Annotated in this window: 14 protein-coding genes and 1 tRNA gene; 7 read left to right on the top strand and 8 right to left on the bottom strand. The window is 69.2% G+C overall.

Annotated features, from left to right (window positions below):
* Positions 1–51: 51 nt before the first annotated feature.
* Genes AB0D18_RS10380 through AB0D18_RS10365 form a run of 4 tightly spaced genes read left to right on the top strand, consistent with a single transcriptional unit; the run spans position 52 to position 4,347 of the window.
* Positions 52–984: a branched-chain amino acid ABC transporter permease gene (locus AB0D18_RS10380; RefSeq protein WP_362415032.1), complete on the top strand. Its 933-nt coding sequence runs from the start codon at positions 52–54 to the stop codon at positions 982–984.
* 5 nt (positions 985–989) lie between these two features.
* Complete coding sequence (locus AB0D18_RS10375; protein ID WP_362415030.1) at positions 990–2,720, top strand: branched-chain amino acid ABC transporter permease; 1,731 nt, start codon at positions 990–992, stop codon at positions 2,718–2,720.
* Positions 2,721–2,725: 5 nt separating this feature from the next.
* Entirely contained in the window at positions 2,726–3,634 is a 909-nt protein-coding gene (locus AB0D18_RS10370; protein ID WP_362415028.1) for an ABC transporter ATP-binding protein, read from the top strand.
* Positions 3,631–4,347 carry an ABC transporter ATP-binding protein gene (locus AB0D18_RS10365; RefSeq protein WP_362415026.1) on the top strand — a complete coding sequence of 239 codons (717 nt, stop codon included), beginning with the start codon at positions 3,631–3,633 and terminating at the stop codon, positions 4,345–4,347. Before AB0D18_RS10370 ends, AB0D18_RS10365 begins: the two co-directional genes overlap by 4 nt.
* 75 nt (positions 4,348–4,422) lie before the next feature.
* Here AB0D18_RS10365 and AB0D18_RS10360 read toward each other — a convergent pair whose 3' ends face one another.
* On the bottom strand, positions 4,423–5,082 hold the full coding sequence (locus AB0D18_RS10360) for a response regulator (protein WP_362415024.1): 660 nt from the start codon (positions 5,080–5,082) through the stop codon (positions 4,423–4,425).
* Positions 5,083–5,181: 99 nt separating this feature from the next.
* On the opposite strand from AB0D18_RS10360, the gene AB0D18_RS10355 reads away from it, so the two are divergent.
* Both AB0D18_RS10355 and AB0D18_RS10350 read left to right on the top strand, forming a co-directional pair.
* Positions 5,182–5,255 (top strand) — tRNA-Leu (locus tag AB0D18_RS10355).
* A 109-nt stretch (positions 5,256–5,364) separates the two neighbouring features.
* Positions 5,365–6,111: a hypothetical protein gene (locus tag AB0D18_RS10350; RefSeq protein ID WP_362415321.1), complete on the top strand. Its 747-nt coding sequence runs from the start codon at positions 5,365–5,367 to the stop codon at positions 6,109–6,111.
* 10 nt (positions 6,112–6,121) lie between these two features.
* Here AB0D18_RS10350 and pyk read toward each other — a convergent pair whose 3' ends face one another.
* Together pyk and AB0D18_RS10340 are read right to left on the bottom strand one after the other, a co-directional pair.
* Positions 6,122–7,555 carry a pyruvate kinase gene (gene pyk / locus AB0D18_RS10345; protein ID WP_362415022.1) on the bottom strand — a complete coding sequence of 478 codons (1,434 nt, stop codon included), beginning with the start codon at positions 7,553–7,555 and terminating at the stop codon, positions 6,122–6,124.
* 136 nt (positions 7,556–7,691) lie between these two features.
* A complete protein-coding gene (locus AB0D18_RS10340; RefSeq protein WP_362415020.1) occupies positions 7,692–8,399 on the bottom strand; it encodes an SIMPL domain-containing protein in 708 nt (235 codons plus the stop codon).
* Positions 8,400–8,599: 200 nt separating this feature from the next.
* On the opposite strand from AB0D18_RS10340, the gene AB0D18_RS10335 reads away from it, so the two are divergent.
* Positions 8,600–10,417, top strand: coding sequence for a 5'-nucleotidase C-terminal domain-containing protein (locus tag AB0D18_RS10335; protein ID WP_362415018.1), 1,818 nt, complete (start codon positions 8,600–8,602; stop codon positions 10,415–10,417).
* A 146-nt stretch (positions 10,418–10,563) separates the two neighbouring features.
* Here AB0D18_RS10335 and AB0D18_RS10330 read toward each other — a convergent pair whose 3' ends face one another.
* The 5 genes from AB0D18_RS10330 to AB0D18_RS10310 form a co-directional block, all read right to left on the bottom strand.
* A complete protein-coding gene (locus tag AB0D18_RS10330; RefSeq protein WP_362415016.1) occupies positions 10,564–11,979 on the bottom strand; it encodes a SidA/IucD/PvdA family monooxygenase in 1,416 nt (471 codons plus the stop codon).
* A gap of 114 nt (positions 11,980–12,093) precedes the next feature.
* The gene (locus AB0D18_RS10325; RefSeq protein WP_362415014.1) at positions 12,094–14,013 is read right to left on the bottom strand and encodes an aminotransferase class V-fold PLP-dependent enzyme; all 1,920 of its coding nucleotides are present in this window, start codon (positions 14,011–14,013) and stop codon (positions 12,094–12,096) included.
* Between the two features lie 313 nt (positions 14,014–14,326).
* Positions 14,327–17,251: an aminopeptidase N gene (pepN, locus tag AB0D18_RS10320; protein WP_362415012.1), complete on the bottom strand. Its 2,925-nt coding sequence runs from the start codon at positions 17,249–17,251 to the stop codon at positions 14,327–14,329.
* A gap of 283 nt (positions 17,252–17,534) precedes the next feature.
* Positions 17,535–17,918, bottom strand: a complete 384-nt coding sequence (locus tag AB0D18_RS10315; protein WP_362415319.1) for a chorismate mutase — start codon at positions 17,916–17,918, stop codon at positions 17,535–17,537.
* Positions 17,919–17,938: 20 nt separating this feature from the next.
* On the bottom strand, positions 17,939–18,817 hold the full coding sequence (locus tag AB0D18_RS10310; protein ID WP_362415010.1) for an AraC family transcriptional regulator: 879 nt from the start codon (positions 18,815–18,817) through the stop codon (positions 17,939–17,941).
* Positions 18,818–18,890: the final 73 nt, after the last annotated feature.

Below are 18,890 nucleotides of genomic sequence, written 5' to 3'. Positions count from 1 at the left end.
ACAGCGCCCTCGCGCGGTGTCATATCCGACACGCTCATCGGAGGCCCTGCGGTGCACGAACTGCCGCAACAGCTGGTCGACGGTCTGGCCCTCGGTGCCCTGTATGGCCTCATCGCCATCGGGTACACCATGGTCTACGGCATCGTCCAGCTCATCAACTTCGCCCATGGCGAGATCTTCATGGTCGGGGGCTTCGGCGCCCTCACCACGTACCAGATCCTCCCCTCGGGGACCTCACTCGTGGTGGCCCTGCCCCTCATGCTCATAGGCGGAGCGATAGTCTCCGTGGCTGTCGCCACAGCCGCGGAACGCTTCGCATACCGACCACTGCGCGGCGCCCCGCGACTCGCACCACTCATCACCGCGATCGGTCTCTCGATCGTCCTCCAGCAACTGGTCTGGGGCTTCTACCCCGGCGCCAAGGCACCCGTGACCTTCCCCGAGTTCACCGGTCCCTCCTTCAAGATCTTCGACGGCCTGGCCATCGACCGCGCCGACCTCTTCGTCTTCATCGCGGCCCCCGTCTGCATGGCCGCCCTCGGCATCTTCGTCTCCAAGAGCCGCAGCGGACGCGCCATGCAAGCCACCTCCCAGGACCGCGACACCGCGAAGCTCATGGGCATCAACACCGACCGCATCATCGTGCTGGCATTCGCCATCGGCGCCGCCTTCGCCGCAGTCGCCGCCGTCGCGGAAGGCCTCAGCAAGGGCCAGGTCCGCTTCGAAATGGGCTTCATCCTCGGCCTCAAGGCCTTCACCGCCGCCGTACTCGGCGGCATCGGCAACATCTACGGCGCCATGGTCGGCGGCCTCGTCCTCGGCGTCGCCGAAACCATGGCCACCGCCTACATCGCCGACATCCCCGGCATGCAGCAACTCGGCGGCGGCAGCTGGAAAGACGTCTGGGCCTTCGCCCTCCTCATCCTCGTCCTCCTCTTCAGGCCCCAGGGCCTGCTGGGCGAACGCGTCGCGGACAGGGCGTGATCACGATGACAACAGCCACCAAAACCACAGAACCCGCCCAGGCGCCCACCGACGCCCACGCCACCCTGCTCCGGCGAGCCATCGCCGCAGGCGGCGTACTCACCGTCGCCAGCACCTTCCTCAACTGGACCTACACCGACGAGTTCCCCGGCAATCTGACCGTCACCGGATACCCCGGCGGCCTCCAGATCCTCACCCTCACCGCCGGCCTGCTCGTCCTGCTGTACGCACTGAGCGCACTCGGCACCAAGGGCCTCGCCTGGCTCGCCCCCGCGGGCACCACCAAGGCCCTGCGCCTCCTGGCCCTCGGCGCCTTCGGCACCACCTGGTTCACCGCCGTCGCCATCGCCGTAGTACTCGGCGGCGTCAACCACCTCGACCCGGGCGGCTTCCTCGCCGCAGTCGCCTCCGCGATCCCCCTCCTGGCGTTCAAACTCCCCGACGACACCCGCCAGGTCGCACGCCCCAAGGAACTCCCCTCCTGGGCCGAAATCCTCATCATCGTCGCCGTCTTCGCCGTCGGACTCTTCATCGTCTCCTACGGCATCGACACCGACTACTCCGAACTCTTCATCGGCTTCCTGATCACCGCCGGCTTCGCCACAGCAGCCCTCGGCAAATCAGGACTCCTCGCCCGCCTCACCGCACTCACCTACAAGCACCGCTCCATCACCATGACCGCCGCATTCCTCGCCGCGGCCAGCTTCCCCTTCACCCAGAGCACCGACACCTTCACGCTCATCGGCGTCAACATCCTCATCTTCGCCACCGTCGCCCTGGGCCTGAACATCGTCGTCGGCCTCGCCGGACTCCTCGACCTCGGATACGTCGCCTTCCTCGGCGTCGGCGCCTACACCGCGGCCCTCGTCTCCGGAACCAGCTCCTCCGTCTTCGGCGTCCAATTCCCCTTCTGGGCAGCCGCCCTCTGCGGAGCAGCCGTCTCCCTCGTCTTCGGCGTCCTCATCGGCGCCCCCACCCTGCGACTGCGCGGCGACTACCTCGCCATCGTCACCCTCGGCTTCGGCGAGATCTTCCGCCTCACCGTCAACAACCTCGACGGCAACTCGGGACCCCGCGTCACCAACGGACCCAACGGCGTCTCCAACGTCCCGCCGATCAACCTCTTCGGCTACGACTTCGGCGCCGAACACAGCCTGTTCGGCCTGCCGATCACCAAATTCACCAACTACTTCCTGCTGATGCTGCTCGCCACCATCCTGGTCGTGCTCGTCTTCCGCAGGGCAGGAAACTCCCGCATCGGCCGCGCCTGGGTCGCCATCCGCGAAGACGAAACCGCCGCCACCGCCATGGGCATCAACGGCTTCCGCGTCAAACTCATCGCCTTCGCCCTCGGCGCCTCCCTCGCCGGACTCGCCGGCTCCGTCCAGGCACACGTCACCACCACCGTCGTACCCGAGAGCTACCAGTTCGCCGGACCCGTACCCCCCAACTCCGCATTCCTCCTCGCGGCAGTCATCCTCGGCGGCATGGGCACCATCAGCGGACCCCTCCTCGGCGCCTCACTGCTCTACCTCATCCCGGCCAAGCTGCAAATCCTCGCGGACTACCAGCTCCTCGGCTTCGGCATCGCCCTCATCCTGCTGATGCGCTTCCGACCCGAAGGCCTCATCGCCAACCGGCGCGCCCAGCTCGAATACCACGAGACCGACCAACTCGACGTACCCGACCAACCCACCCCGGGCCCCGGCGTCGGCATCACGAAGGCGGGGGCGTGAACCCCATGGCAACTCCCACAGCCACCACCGACACCGCACCGGCGTCCCAGGCCGTCCTCGACGCAAGCGGCGTCACCATGCGCTTCGGCGGCCTCACCGCCGTACGCAACGTGAACCTCACCGTCAACGCAGGCGAGATCGTCGGCCTCATCGGCCCCAACGGCGCCGGCAAAACCACCTTCTTCAACTGCCTCACCGGCCTCTACGTCCCCACCGAGGGCAAGGTCACCTACAAGGGCACCGTCCTGCCGCCCAAGCCCCACCTCGTCACCCAGGCAGGCATCGCCCGCACCTTCCAGAACATCCGGCTCTTCGCCAACATGACCGTCCTGGAAAACGTCCTCGTCGGCCGCCACACCCGCACCAAGGAAGGCCTCTGGTCCGCCCTCCTGCGCGGCCCCGGCTTCAAGAAAGCCGAAAAGGCGTCCCACGAACGCGCCATGGAACTCCTGGAGTTCATCGGCCTCGAAGCCAAGGCCGACCACCTCGCCCGCAACCTGCCCTACGGCGAACAGCGCAAGCTGGAAATCGCCCGCGCACTCGCCAGCGACCCCGGCCTGCTCCTCCTCGACGAGCCCACCGCCGGCATGAACCCCCAGGAAACCCGCGCCACCGAAGAACTCGTCTTCGCCATCCGCGACATGGGCATCGCCGTCCTCGTCATCGAGCACGACATGCGCTTCATCTTCAACCTCTCCGACCGCGTCGCCTGCCTCGTCCAGGGCGAAAAACTCGTCGAAGGCACCGCCGAAGTCGTCCAGGGCGACGAACGCGTCATCGCCGCCTACCTCGGCACCCCCTTCGAAGGCGCCCCCGGCGCCGAAGAAGCCGCCGAAGTAGAAGCCGCCGAAGCACACGCAGAAGCCCAGGCCGATGCACGCAGCACCACCCGCACCGAAGGAGACACCCAGTGACCGCCCTGCTGGAGGTAGAGGACCTCCGCGTCGCCTACGGCAAGATCGAAGCCGTCAAGGGAATCTCGTTCAGCGTCGAAGAGGGCCAGGTCGTCACCCTCATCGGCACCAACGGCGCGGGCAAGACCACCACCCTGCGCACACTCTCCGGGCTCCTCAAACCGTCCAGCGGCCGCATCACCTTCGACGGCAAACCCCTCGACGGCGTCCCCGCCCACAAGATCGTCGCCCTGGGCCTCGCCCACTCCCCCGAGGGACGACACATCTTCCCCCGGCTGACGATCACCGAGAACCTCCAGCTCGGCGCCTTCCTCCGCACCGACAAAGCAGGCATCGAAAAGGACATCCAGCGCGCCTACGACCTCTTCCCCATCCTGGGAGAGCGCCGCAAGCAGGCCGCCGGAACCCTCTCGGGCGGCGAACAGCAGATGCTCGCCATGGGCCGGGCCCTCATGTCCCAGCCCAAACTGCTCATGCTCGACGAGCCCTCCATGGGCCTCTCCCCGATCATGATGCAGAAGATCATGGAGACCATCGTCGAGCTCCGCGCCTCCGGCACGACGATCCTCCTCGTCGAGCAGAACGCCCAGGCGGCGCTCTCCCTCGCCGACCACGGCCACGTCATGGAGATCGGCAAGATCGTCCTCTCCGGAACCGGCCAGGACCTCCTCCACGACGAGTCCGTCCGCAAGGCGTACCTCGGCGAGGACTGACCGCTCTTTGGGTACGGGAAAGGGGCCCGGCCCGCGTTCACCACGCGGACCGGGCCCCTTCTCCTGCCGTACGGCCTACTGCTCCTTGGCCGCCGCCTTCTTCTCCTCGGCATCCTCGATGACCGCCTCGGCCACCTGCTGCATGGACAGCCGACGGTCCATCGACGTCTTCTGGATCCACCGGAACGCGGCCGGCTCCGTCAGCCCGTACTGCGTCTGAAGGATCGACTTCGCCCGGTCCACCAGCTTCCGCGTCTCCAGCCGGAGCGTGAGGTCCGCGACCTCGTTCTCCAGGGCCTTCAGCTCAGTGAAGCGCGAGACGGCCATCTCGATCGCCGGAACGACATCGCTCTTGCTGAACGGCTTCACGAGGTACGCCATGGCACCAGCGTCGCGGGCCCGCTCGACCAGGTCGCGCTGCGAGAAGGCGGTCAGCATCAGCACCGGAGCGATGGACTCGGCGGCGATCTGCTCGGCGGCGGAGATGCCGTCCAGGATCGGCATCTTCACGTCGAGGATGACCAGGTCCGGCCTGTGCTCCCGGGCCAGCTCAACGGCTTTCTGACCGTCTCCGGCCTCGCCCACGACCTGGTAGCCCTCCTCCTCCAGCATCTCCTTGAGGTCGAGCCGGATGAGGGCTTCGTCCTCGGCGATGACGACGCGGGTCGTCAGCGGCGGGACGTGCGACGTGGTGTCGTCGTCGGCGACGGGCTGGGGCGACTCGGGGGTGGTCACGGGGCTCCTTGATACGGGACAGATACAGCTCCCCAGAGCCTACCTACCTCATGTATGTTTGAGTCCCCGAGGGGCTACGGTAGCCTTCGGTTCGCAGGAGCTCCGGTAGTCCAATCGGCAGAGACGATACCCTCAAAAGGTATTCAGTGTGGGTTCGAGTCCCACCCGGGGCACTTTACCTTCGATTCGAAGGCGTCAATACGTTGGGTGATCTTCACCATCCCCGGCGAAGATTCCGGCGTTCGAGCCGAGATTCAGACACCCGAGCGGCACGCTCGGTGCATGTACGAACTCAGCGTGCGGCAGCACGCGCTCGCGCTGGTCGCTCAGGGCCGCAGCCTCAACTCCGTGAGCAAGGAAACCGGCATATCCCGGTACGCCATCCGCTCCTGGCAGACCCGGATCGAGCCACTCCCCCGCATCCTTGGGGCCCCGATCCGCGACACTCCGGCTGACCCGGCTGCGTACTCCTACCTCCTCGGGCTGTACCTGGGTGACGGCTGCCTGAGCGAGCACGCACACGGTGGGCACTACCTGCGCATCGCTTGTGCCGACGCCTGGCCGGGTCTCATCGAGGAATGCCGGACGGCGATCATGGATGTACACCCGCAGACCAAGGTGTACATCCTCCAGCGGCAGGGCTGCGTCAACGTGACCAGCTACAGCCGGAGTTGGCCCTACCTGTTCCCACAGCACGGCACTGGCAAGAAGCACGAGCGCCGCATTGCACTGGAACCATGGCAGCAGCGCATCGTGGACGACTTCCCCTGGGAGTTCGTTCGCGGGCTCATCCACTCGGACGGTTGCCGCATCACCAACTGGACCACGCGGCACATCAGCGGCGAGCGCAAGCGCTACGAGTATCCGCGGTACTTCTTCACCAACAAGTCGACGGACATCCGGAACATGCTGACCGGCACGCTGGATGCCTTGGGCGTGGCATGGAAGCAGGCCAACGCATGGAACATCTCGGTGGCCCGACGGGCGTCCGTCGCCTTGATGGACGCCCACGTCGGGCCCAAATACTAGCAGCCGACCACTACTTGGGACTGTCGTCCTCGCCGATGTGGTGGATGCGCACGAGGTTCGTCGAGCCCGCCACTCCCGGCGGCGAGCCCGCCGTGATCACCACCACGTCGCCCTTCTGGCAGCGGCCGATGCGGAGGAGCTCTTCGTCCACCTGGGCGACCATCTCGTCCGTCGAGTCCACCTTCGGGCCGAGGAAGGTCTCCACGCCCCAGGTGAGGTTGAGCTGGGAGCGGGTGGAGGGTTCCGGGGTGAAGGCCAGGAGCGGGATGGGTGAGCGGTAGCGGGAGAGGCGTTTGACCGTGTCGCCGGACTGGGTGAAGGCGACCAGGAACTTCGCGCCGAGGAAGTCGCCCATCTCGGCGGCCGCGCGGGCGACCGCGCCGCCCTGGGTGCGGGGCTTGTTGCGGTCGGTCAGCGGGGGCAGGCCCTTGGCGAGGATGTCCTCTTCCGCTGCCTCGACGATGCGGCCCATCGTGCGGACCGTCTCGATCGGGTACTTGCCGACGCTGGTCTCGCCGGAGAGCATCACCGCGTCCGTGCCGTCGATGACCGCGTTGGCGACGTCGGAGGCCTCGGCGCGGGTGGGGCGGGAGTTCTCGATCATCGAGTCGAGCATCTGGGTGGCGACGATGACCGGCTTCGCGTTGCGCTTGGCGAGCTTGATGGCGCGCTTCTGGACGATCGGGACCTGTTCCAGCGGCATTTCGACGCCGAGGTCGCCGCGGGCGACCATGATGCCGTCGAAGGCGGCGACGATGTCGTCGATGTTCTCGACGGCCTGGGGCTTTTCGACCTTGGCGATGACGGGGAGGTGACGGCCCTCCTCGCGCATGATGCGGTGGACGTCTTCGATGTCGCGACCGCTGCGGACGAAGGAGAGGGCGATGATGTCGGCGCCCGTGCGCAGTGCCCAGCGGAGGTCGTCGATGTCCTTCTCCGAGAGGGCGGGGACGGAGACGGCGACGCCGGGGAGGTTGAGGCCCTTGTGGTCGGAGACCATGCCGCCTTCGATGACGGTGGTGTGGACGCGGGGTCCTTCGACGGAGGTCACTTCGAGGGTGACCTTGCCGTCGTCGACGAGGATGCGTTCGCCGGTGGTGACGTCGGTGTTGAGGCCGTCGTAGGTGGTGCCGCAGGTGTGGCGGTCGCCTTCCATGGGTTCGACGGTGATGGTGAAGTCGTCGCCGCGTTCAAGGAGTACGGGGCCTTCGCGGAAGCGGCCGAGGCGGATCTTCGGGCCTTGAAGGTCGGCGAGGATTCCGACGCTGCGGCCGGTTTCTTCGGCGGCTTTGCGTACGTGTTGGTAACGCTCCTCGTGTTCGGCGTAGGTGCCGTGGCTGAGGTTGAAGCGGGCGATGTCCATTCCGGCTTCGACCAGTGCCTTGATCTGGTCGTATGTGTCGGTGGCGGGGCCCAGGGTACAGACGATCTTTGCTCGGCGCATACCTCCGAGCCTAGGGCTTACCGGCGGGTAGGTAATTGGCGGTGCATGACGACTCAACAACCTTTGGGTGAAGGGTTATTGACAAGTGTTGAATTGTGCGCGGGGGTGCTCTGATGAGCAATTGGGAGTGTGGGCTTCAGAGTTGGGGCGGAGCCATCGTGAAGCGTGCGTTGACGTGGGCGTAGACGGTCTGGCGCTGGGGTTCGAGGTCGAGGGCGGGGGCGGACTCGGCGGCATCGCCGGCGCCTCCGTAGGCGGCCATCCGCATGCCGTGGGCCATGGGCATGGGTGCGGCCTGCTCGGCGCCTTCGTCGGCGAGTTCGAGGAGGGCGACGAGGTGGGTGCCGAGGGCTTCGGCGTATTCGCGGGCGCGGACGACGGCTTCGCGGACGGCGTGGGTCCTGGCCTGGCCGTAGACGGGTGAGGTGGGGCGCAGGGCCCACCAGGGGCCGTCGACGCGGGTGAGGTCGAGGTCGGAGAGGCGGGTGGTGAGTTCACCGAGGGAGGTGAAGTCCGCGAGTTCGGCGGTGAGGTGGACGCGGCCGTGGTAGGCGCGGATGTGTTCGCCGCGGCCTTTGCGGGTGAGTTCGGGGGTGATGGAGAAGGCGCCTGTTTCGAGCTTTTCGACGGCGTCGCCGTATGCCTTGACGAGTTCGAGGGCGGCGGTGTTGCGGCGGGTGAGGTCTTCGAGGGCGGTGCGGCGGTCGGTGCCGCGGGCGCTGACGGTGATGCCGATGCGGGCGATCTCGGGGTCGACTTCGAGGCGGGCTTCGCCGCGGACGGCGATGCGGGGGGCTTCGGGGGTGCCGTACGGGGCGGCGGGGGTGTGGGTTTCGGTGGTCACTGAGGGCTCCCTCGGTGGGCAGGTGTGTGGTGTGCGCATGGTGTACGGGCGCTGTCGGCTGTCGTAGGGACCACTGTGGCATCCGGGTGTGACATCGGGGAGTCATCGGATCGAAACCTGTAGGGGGTGTCGCGTGTGGCGGGTCTGGGTCAGAATCTACGCGCGTTGTGCATGGACAACGCGGGGACGAAGGAGTTCAAATGCCGCTGAATCGACGGAAGTTTCTGGGGCAGGCCGCTGCTACTGGCGCCGGTGTGGCGCTGACCGGCGGGGTCGCGGGGTCCGCGGAGGCCGCGGAGCGCGGGCACGGGGGCGGGCACGGTCACGGTCGTCCGCCGAAGCGGTACTCCTTCACGGTGATGGGGACGACCGATCTGCACGGAAATGTCTTCAACTGGGACTACTTCACGGACAAGGAGTTCGACGACAAGGACCACAACGATGTGGGCCTGGCGAAGGTCTCGACGTTGGTGAATGCGGTGCGCAAGGAGAAGGGCCGTCGCAATACCCTCCTGATCGACGCGGGTGACACCATCCAGGGCACCCAGCTGTCGTACTACTACGCGAAGGTCGACCCGATCACGGCGAAGCGTGGTCCGGTGCATCCGATGGCGCAGGCGATGAACAAGATGGGTTATGACGCCGCGGCGCTCGGTAATCACGAGTTCAATTACGGAATTCCGGTGCTGCGGAAGTTCGAGGAGCAGTGTGATTTCCCGCTGCTCGGGGCGAATGCGCTGGACGCGAAGACGCTGCGGCCGGCTTTCCGCCCGTACAGCATGCACCGGCTTCGTACGCCGCACGGTCGGGATGTGAAGGTGGCTGTGCTGGGGCTGACGAATCCCGGTATCGCGATCTGGGACAAGCAGAACGTGCAGGGGAAGATGGTTTTCCCGGGCCTTGAGGAGCAGGCGGCGAAGTGGGTGCCGAAGCTGCGGTCGATGGGTGCGGACGTCGTGATCGTGTCGGCGCACTCGGGTTCGTCGGGGACTTCTTCGTACGGTGATCAGCTGCCGTACGTGGAGAACGCGGCCGGTCTGGTGGCGGAGCAGGTGCCGGGGATCGACGCGATCCTCGTCGGTCACGCGCACACGGAGATTCCGGAGTACTTCGTCGAGAACAAGGCGACGGGGAAGAAGGTCGTGCTGTCGGAGCCGCTGAAGTGGGGTCAGCGGCTGACCCGGTTCGACTTCGAGCTGGTGTGGGGGAAGGGCCGTTGGACGGTGGAGAAGGTCGGGGCGAGTGTCCTGAATTCCAATGCCGTGGCGGAGGACCCGCGTATCACCGGGATGCTCACTGATGAGCACAAGAAGGTGGTCGCGTATGTGAACCAGGTGATCGGTACGTCGACGGCGGCGATGGCGACGGCGGAGGCGGCCTGGAAGGACGAGCCGCTGATCGATCTGATCAACCTGGTGCAGGTGGAGACGGTGAAGGCGGCCCTCTCCGGCGGGGAGTACGCGAAGCTGCCGGTGCTGTCGCAGGCGTCGTGCTTCTCGCGTACGGCGAAGGTGCCGGCCGGGGAGATCACGATCAAGGACGCGGCGGGTCTGTACCCGTTCGAGAACACGCTTGAGGCGCGGCTGCTGACGGGTGCGCAGGTCAAGGAGTACCTGGAGTACTCGGCGAAGTACTACGTGCAGACGGCGGCGGGCGCTCCGGTGGACACGTCGAAGCTGACGAATGCGGAGAACACCCCGGACTACAACTACGACGTCGTCTCGGGTCTGACGTACGAGATCGACATCGCGAAGCCGAAGGGGGCGCGGATCGTGAAGCTTTCGTACGACGGGAAGCCGCTGGATCCGAAGGCGCAGTTCGTGTTCGCGGTGAACAATTACCGGGCGTCCGGTGGCGGTGCGTTCCCGTACATTGCGGCGTCGAAGCAGCTGTGGGCGAATTCGGAGGAGATCCGGAACACGATCATCACGTGGGTGAAGGCGAAGGGGACGGTGGATCCGAAGACGTTCGCTTCGGTGGACTGGAAGCTGACGCGGGACGGAACGCCGGTGTTCTAGGCGGCTGTTGTGGTACGTGCGCGGGCCGCATCCCCTTCGTGGAGGGGGTGCGGCCCGTCGTCGTGTCGGCGGGTGCGGCCCGTTGCCGTGTCCGTACGTGCGGCCCGTCGTCGTGTGGGCAGGTGCGGCCCGTCGTCGGGTCCGTATCAGGCCTTCAGCTGGACGAGGCCTTCGCGCTGGTTGGGGAGTGTGGAGCGGGGCGGGGTGTGGAGGCCGAAGGTGGTGAAGGCGGTGCGGGCGGGGAGGGGGTAGGCGTCGGTGCCGGTGATGGAGTTGAGGATGACGGCGCTGCGCCAGGCGGCGAGGCCGAGGTCGGGGGCGCCGACGCCGTGGGTGTGGCGTTCGGCGTTCTGGACGTAGACGGAGCCCTGGACGACGGGGTCGAGGAGGAGGCGTTGCTGTTCGTCGATGCGGGGGCGCTGGGAGGAGTCGCGCTTCATGTACGGGTCGAGGGCGGCGAGGATGCGGTCGACGGAGCGTTCGCGGTAGCCGGTGGCGAGGACGACGGCGTCGGTGGTGAGGCGGGAGCGGGTGCCCTGCTGGGTGTGTTCGAGGTGGAGTTCGACCTTGGTGTTGGCGACGCGTCCTGCGGTGCGGACGTGGACTCCGGGGGTGATGGTGACGTCGGGCCAGCTGCCGTCGAGGGTGCGGCGGTAGAGCTCGTCGTGGATGGCGGCGATGGTGTCGGCGTCGATGCCTTTGTGCAACTGCCATTGGCGGGGCAGGAGTTCGTCGCGTACGCCTTCGGGGAGGGCGTGGAAGTAGCGGGTGTAGTCGGGGGTGAAGTGTTCCAGGCCGAGCTTGGAGTACTCCATGGGGGCGATGGCTTCGGTACGGGCGAGCCAGGTGAGCTTTTCGCGGCCGACGGGGCGAGCGCGCAGCAGGTCGAGGAAGACTTCGGCGCCGGACTGGCCGGATCCGATGACGGTGACGTGTTCGGCGGTGGTGAGGCTTGTGCGGTGGGTGAGGTAGTCGGCGGAGTGGAGGACGGGGACGGTGGGGGCTTCGGCGAGGGGTTTGAGGGGTTCGGGGATGTGGGGGGCGGTGCCGACGCCGAGGACGAGGTTGCGGGTGTAGGTGCGGCCGAGGGCTTCGGCTTCGCCGTCGGTGTCGAGTTGGGTGAAGTCGACTTCGAAGGCGATGCGTTCGGGGTTCCAGCGGACGGCGTCGACCTGGTGGCCGAAGTGGAGTCCGGTGAGGCGGTCGCTGACCCAGCGGCAGTACGCGTCGTACTCGGCGCGTTGGATGTGGAAGCGCTCGGCGAAGTAGAAGGGGAAGAGGCGTTCGCGGTCGCGGAGGTGGTTGAGGAAGGTCCAGGGGCTGGAGGGGTCGGCGAGGGTGACGAGGTCGGCGAGGAAGGGGACTTGGAGGGTGGCGCCTTCGATGAGGAGGCCGGGGTGCCAGTGGAAGGTGGGGCGCTGTTCGTAGAAGGCGGTCTTGAGGCCGCCGTGGATGCCGTCGGCGAGGGCGGCGAGGGAGAGGTTGAAGGGGCCGATGCCGATGCCGACGAGGTCGTGGGGGTCGGTGGGGGCGGGGGGCTGGGGTGGGTGGTCGGCGGTCATCGGCGAGGTGCCCTTCGGGGGGTGGGGTGGGTTGTTGCCGTTTCCCGGGCTGCGCCCGGACCCGGCACGGCTGGCGCCGGTGGGGGCTGGTGGTCGGGCTGCGCCCGCGCTTCCTCAATCGCCGGACGGGGTGATGAGTTGGTCCAGCAGGGCTTTGAGGTCGGCCGGGGTGGTGTGAGGGTTGAGGAGGGTCGCTTTCCACCAGAGGTGGCCTGATGCGTGGGTACGGCCGAGGACGGCGCGGCCTTCGGCGAGGAGGCGGCGGCGGGCCTCCGCGGTCTCGTGGTCGCTGGCGCCGGTGCGGCGAAAGAGCACGGTGCTGAGCGTGGGACGGTCGTAAAGCTCCAGGTCGGGGTGGGTTTCGACGAGGTCGGCCAGCTGCTGGGCGGCGGCCAGCGTGCGGTCGATCAGGTCGGCGAGTCCGTCGCGGCCCAGGGACTTGAGGGTGACGGCGATCTTCAGGACGTCGGGGCGGCGGCTGGTGCGCAAGGAGCGGCCGAGGAGGTCGGGGAGGCCTGCGTCGGTGTCGTCGTCGGCGTTGAGGTAGTCGGCCTGGTGGGCGAGGGGGGCGAGGGCGGTGGCGTCGCGGACGGCGAGGAGCCCGGCTGCGACGGGCTGCCAGCCGAGTTTGTGCAGATCGAGGGTGACCGTGTGGGCGCGGTCGAGGCCGTGCAGGAGGTGGCGGTGGGTGCGGCTGAAGAGGAGGGGTCCGCCGTAGGCGGCGTCGATGTGGAGGTCGGCGCCGTGCTGGTCGCAGAGGTCGGCGATCTCGGGGATCGGGTCGATCTGCCCGGTGTCGGTGGTGCCGGCGGTGGCGGCGACGAGGGTGGCGCGGGGCCGAGAGCCCGGGGAAGGGGGGCGGAGGCGGGTGAGGGCTTCGTCGAGTGCGGCGAGGTCGAGGGTGCCGGCGGGGGCGGGTACGACGACGGGTTCGGGGAGCCCGAGGAGCCAGGCGGCGCGGCTGAGTGAGTGGTGGGCATTGGCACCGACGACGAGCTGCAGGGGACCGCGGCCGGCGTGCTTCTCGCGGGCGAGGAGGAGGGCGAGCTGGTTGGACTCGGTGCCGCCGGTGGTGATGAGGGCGTCGGGGTGGGGGGCGTGGGGGTGGGTCTCGGCGGGTTCGGCCGCGCCCGGGGGGACGTCGGTAGCAAGGCGTGCAGGGCTCGGGTGGGCCTCGGTGGCGGGGTCGGCCGCGCCTGGATGGCCTCCGGCGGCGGAGTGTGTCGGGTCCCCCTGGACCTCGGCGGCAAGGCACGCGGTGCCCGGGTAGACCTCGGCGGCGATGGTGCGGGTGAGGGTCTCTTCGAGGGCGGAGGCGGCGGGGGCCTGGTCCCAGGAGTCCATGGAGGGGTTGAGCGCGGACGCGGCAAGGTCGGCCGCTACGGCGACGGCGAGGGGCGGGCAGTGCAGGTGGGCTGCGCAGTGGGGGTGAGCGGGGTCCGCGGCGCCTGCGGCGAGGGCGTGCACGAGGGTGCGGAGGGCTTCGTGGGGGCCTGTGCCGGTGGTGGGGAGGAGTGGACCGGCGGCGCCACGGAGGTGTTCGGCGGTGGCACGGGGCCCGCCGGCGGGGAGAGGCCCGGAGCGGGCGGCGGCGCCGGTGGTGAGGGCCGTGAGGACGGTGCTCAGGAGGGGCCGAAGAGCCTCAGGGCCGGCTTCGCCGCCGGAGAGGGGTGGGAGGGGGTGGTGAGTGGGGGTGCTCGGGGTGGAGCTTGCGCCGGGGATGTGGGCGGGGCTTGGGGCGGGCCCCGCAGCGGTGTACGAAGCGGGGCCCGCGCCGGTGCCGTGGGCGGGCCCCGTGCCGGTCACGTCGGCGAGCTCCGCCCCATGGACCTGCGCAGGCCTCGCGCCAAGGGCGACCCCAGCGGCATCCTCCGGCGCAGTGGGAGCGTCGGAGGACTCGGATTCTGCCGCCTGTGCCGGGGGGAGGGCGGAGCCCGCGTCGAGGGTGGGTTCCGTACCCGGGGCCGTGCGGGAGTGGGCATCGGGGTGGGGTGCGCCGGGGCCGGTTCTGGTGGCGGGCTGCGGCGTGCTCATGCGGGGTCCTTCGGTGTGTGTGCTTGAGGCAGACACACCAGCCTGTACGGGGATCGGGTCGAGTGTCCGGAGAGGACAACGATCTCAACTCGAAAGTGGTACTGCCGTACGGGGAAGGAGAGTTGAACTGGTATATGCGGAGGGGCGGGGGCGGGTCCCGTTGCGCGAGTCCGGGTCCGGGGCCGGGTTGGGGATTTTCGGACCCGTGCAGCGGGTCCCGCCCTCAGTCGGGAAGGGGCGGGCGGGCGGGGGCTGTGCCGCCGGCGGTCCGGGTGTCGAGCGCGCTCCGTCGGCCGTCAGCCGAGGAGGGGGCTCACGCTCCGCCCCGTACCGTCAATGCCCTCCGCAGGTCGTCCAGCTGATCGACCAGCTTTCGGCGCAGTGCCGGGGTGAGGTCCGTGTCGTGGAGGTGGGTCTCGCCCAGGGCGAGGGCTTCCGGTGACACGGCGTGGACGGGGAAGGCGTAGCGTCCGGCTGCTTCGGCGATGGCCGGGCCGCGGCGGGTGGCGAGGGCGGTCGCTGCCGGGTAGTACTCGGCGACGTACTCCTTGAGAAGGTCGGCCTGTTCGGGCTGCCAGAAGCCCTGGGCGGTGGCGGCGAACAGGTAGTTGGAGAGGTCGTCGGAGGAGAAGAGCTGCGCCCAGGCGGCGGCTTTGGCCTCGGTCGTGGGGAGGGCGGCGCGGCAGCGGGCGGCGCCTTCCTGGCCGGTGGCGCTCGGGTCTTTGCCGAGTGCGGCGGCGATGGCTGCTTCGTCGGTGGCGCCGAGTACGGCGAGGCGGTGCAGGATGCTCCAGCGGAGTTCGGGGTCGAGGAGGGGGCCGCCGGGGACGCTGTCGGAGTCGTACCAGTCCTGGATGCTGTCGGGCTGGGTGGCGGCGTTGATGAAGTGGCGTACGGCGGTGAGGCGCAGGCCGGGGTTGTTGCCGTCCTCGGTGCGGCGGATCAGGTCGCGGCAGAGGCTGGTGAGGGTGGCGAGGGCGGTGGGGCGTTCGGTGAGGGTGAGGTAGCGGTCGGCGATCTGGCCTGCGGCGAAGGCGAGGACGCCCTGGACGACGGTGAGGTCGGTTTCGTACGGGAGGTGGGCGCGGGCGGCGTCGAGGTAGGCGGTGGGCGGGAGTTGGCCGTCGCGGACCATGTCGCGGGCGGCGTTCCAGATCACGGCGCGGGTGAGGGGGTCGGGGATGCCGGAGAGGGCGCGCAGGGCGGTGTCCCAGGAGACGGGGTCGAGGCGGACCTTGGCGTAGGTCTGGTCGCCGTCGTTGAGGACGAGGAGGGCGGGGCGGCGGCCGGGGCGGGTGATCCTGCTGGGGGCCGTGCCGGGGGCTGCGTCGGGGGCCGTGCCAGGAGCGGTGCCGGGGGCCGTGCCGGGAGCTGCGTCGGGGGCCGTGCCAGGAGCGGTGCCGGGGGCCGTGCCGGAGGCTGTGCCGGGAGCTGCGTCGGGGGCCGTGCCAGGAGCGGTGCCGGGAGACGTGCCGGGAGACGTGCCGGAGGCCGTGCCGGGAGACGTGCCGGAGGCCGTGCCGGGAGACGTGCCGGAGGCCGTGCCGGGAGACGTGCCGGAGGCCGTGCCGGGAGCTGCGTCGGGGGCCGGGCCGGAGGCTGCGTCGGGGGCCGGGCCGGAGGCTGCGTCGGGAGCCGTGCCAGGGGCTGTGCCGGGAGCCGTGCCAAGGGCTGTGCCGGGAGCCGTGCCGAGGGCCGTGCCAGGGGCTGTGCCGAGGGCCGGGCCGGGAGCCCTGTCCGCTGCCGGTACGTCCGCTTCGAAGCGTTCCCTGAGCACCAGCGCGTCCGGGTCGACCAGGTCCTGGTCGTATGCGCCGACCGTGATGCGGTGCGGGCGGGTGCCGGTGCGGGTGATGTCGAGGGTCCAGCCGGCGTCCGTGTCGGTGAGCGTCGGGGTGAGGGTGTCGACGCCTGTCGTGCGGAGCCAGGACTGGGCCCATGCGTGGACGTCGCGGTCGGTGGCCGAGGCGAGGTTGTCGATGAAGTCGGCGAGGGTCGCGTTGGCGAACTTGTGGCGGGCGAAGTGGGTGTTGATGCCGGCCAGGAAGTCCTTCTCGCCCATCCAGGCGACGAGTTGGCGCAGCGCGGAGGCGCCCTTGGCGTAGGAGATGCCGTCGAAGTTGAGGAGGGCGGATGCGGTGTCGGGGACGGCTTCGGGGTCGGGGGCGACGGGGTGTGTGGAGGGGCGCTGGTCTGCGTCGTAGCCCCAGCCCTTGCGGGAGACGGCGAAGCCGGTCCAGGTGTCGGTGAAGCGGGTGGCTTCGGCCAGGGTCTGGTAGCCCATGTATTCGGCGAAGGACTCGTTCAGCCAGATGTCGTCCCACCACTGGAGGGTGACGAGGTCGCCGAACCACATGTGCGCCATCTCGTGCGCGATCGTCACGCCGCGCGACTGGCGCTCGGTGTCGGTGACGGCGGATCGGAAGACGTACTCGTCGCGGAGGGTGACGAGGCCGGGGTTCTCCATGGCGCCCGCGTTGAACTCGGGGACGAAGGCCTGGTCGTACGAGTCGAACGGGTAGGGCTCGTCGAACTTCTCGTGGTAGCGGTCGAAGCAGGCCTTGGTGATGCCGAGGAGTTCGTCGGCGTCCGCGTCGAGGTGGGGGGCCAGGGAGCGGCGGCAGTGGATGCCGAAGGGCAGGCTTGCGTGGTGTGTGGTGACGGAGTGCCAGGGTCCTGCGGCGACGGCGACGAGGTTGGTGGAGATCCGGGGAGTCGGGGCGAGGGTCCACTTTCCGGCGCCCTGGTGGGTGGCGATGCTGTTGCCGAGGACGGTCCAGCCGGCGGGGGCGGTGACGGTCATCTCGACGACGGCTTTGAGGTCGGGCTGGTCGAAGGTGGCGAAGACGCGCTGGGTGTCGTCGAGGAAGAGCTGGGTGTAGAGGTACGTTTCGCCGTCGGCGGGGTCGGTGAAGCGGTGCATGCCTTCGCCGGTGCGCGAGTAGTGCATGGCGGCGTCGATACGGAGCTCGTGCTCGCCCGGGGTGAGGCCGCTGAGGGGGAACCGGTTCTCGGTGAGGGCGGCCGGGTCGAGGGGATGTCCGTCGAGGGTGACGGAGCGCAGGGTGGCGGGCTTGAGTTCGAGGAAGGTGTCGCCTGCCGTGTGCGCCGTGAAGCGGATGACGGTACGGGAGTCGAAGGTGTCGTCGCCGCGGTCCAGGTCGAGGTCGATCGTGTAGTGCTGTACGTCGATGAGTCGGGCTCGGGTCTGCGCTTCGTCGCGCGTCAGTACGGACATGGGGACATGCTGCCTGAGCGGCGGGGCAGACGCGGGGGCGGGGCCGGGGCGGGGCCGTGCGGTCGCGGAGGGGTTGCGCTCCGCGGAGGAGCCGCCCCCTTGCCCACCCTTCCCCAAGCTCTCGGCTTCGCTCGAGCAGGGGAGACCCCACTGCCCCCGGGGGCGGCCCCGCTGCCCAAGAGGGCTAGGGGGTGAGGGGCAGGCTTTTAGGGGCGCGGGGCTGTATTGATTTGCGGCTCCGCCGCGTGGGCGCGATCAGCCACGACGCACCCGCACGATGTCCTCAGCCGCGCCCGTCGGGTCGGTCCGGCTCTGCCGCCGGCTGGTCCGCGATCTTTTCATGGTGGCGGATGACTTCCGCGATGATGAAGGTGAGGAGCTTTTCCGCGAAGGCCGGGTCCAGTTTGGCGCTTGACGCGAGGGCGCGGAGTCGTTCGATCTGGCGGGATTCGCGGGCCGGGTCGGCGGGTGGCAGCTGGTGTTCGGCCTTGAGGTGGCCCACTTGCATGGTGCATTTGAAGCGTTCGGCGAGCATGTGGACGACTGCTGCGTCGATGTTGTCGATGCTGTCGCGGAGCCGGCCGAGTTCGGCACGTACGGCCGGGTCCACGTCAGTGGGTGCGGCGGGGGTGGCGGGGTCGTTGGGGCCCGTGGAGCTGGTGGTCATGGTCAGCGAGCTTACGACGGTCACGTGGGGATCGTCGGCGGGTGTTCGGGATCCGGGATCTGGTTGCTCCAGCCGCCGGGGACGGTGCGTCCCTGTTGCTCGCGGAAGCGGACGGGGGCCGTCCCGACGCGGCGGGTGAAGAGGCGGGAGAAGTAGGCGGGGTCGTCGTAGCCGACGCGGCGGGCGACGGCGGCGACGGGGAGTTCGGTGGCGGCGAGGAGTTCCTTGGCGCGGCCGAGGCGGATGCCGAGGAGGTAGTCCTTGGGGCTGCAGCCGGCTCCGCGGCGTACGGCGGTGCGCAGTTCGGCGGGGGTCATGCCGTGCCGGGAGGCGTGTTCGGCGACGGACAGCGGCTGGAACGCGTCGCGGGCGAGGGCCTGGAGGACGGGGTCGCCGTCGGCGCCGAGGTCGGCGCGGGCGCGGCGCAGGGCGACGAGGAGTTCGTGGACGGCGGCGCCGGTCTCCACTTCGAGGAGGGGGTTGCCGCGGCGTGCGGCGCGCGCGATGCGGCCGACGGCCGCGCGGGCGCCGGCGGTGTCGGCGAGGGGGACGACGGGGCGGTCCGGTTCTATGTAGCCGAGTTCGGTGTAGGTGGTGGTGGCGGGGCCTGTGAAGTCGACGAAGCTTTCGTCCCAGCCGGTTTCCGGGTCGGGTCCGTAGTGGTGCGGGACGCCGGGGGTGACCCAGAGGAGGGCGGGTGCGGTGACGGTGGTGCGGCGGCCGTCGGCGCCCCGGTACCAGCCGGAGCCCGAGTGGATGACGATGGCGACGTGGTGGTCGAGGGTGCGGGGGCCGACGGTGGGCAGTGCGCCGTGCTGGAGGCCGACTCCGAGGCAGACCAGGCCCAATTTGTGGTGGGTGGGGCTGGGGGTGAAGTAGCGCATCCAGGTGTGGTACATCCGCTTGCCTCGTCATCCGTTCGTCCCGCACGGCCGCCGTACGGGCGTTCCGTACGGGAGTACCGCACGGCGT

The sequence above is a fragment of the Streptomyces sp. NPDC048442 genome, from assembly GCF_040651475.1.
Lineage (GTDB): Bacteria > Actinomycetota > Actinomycetes > Streptomycetales > Streptomycetaceae > Streptomyces.
The sequence above is the reverse complement of the archived record's forward strand: the minus strand, read 5'-3'. Positions and strand labels throughout refer to the sequence as shown.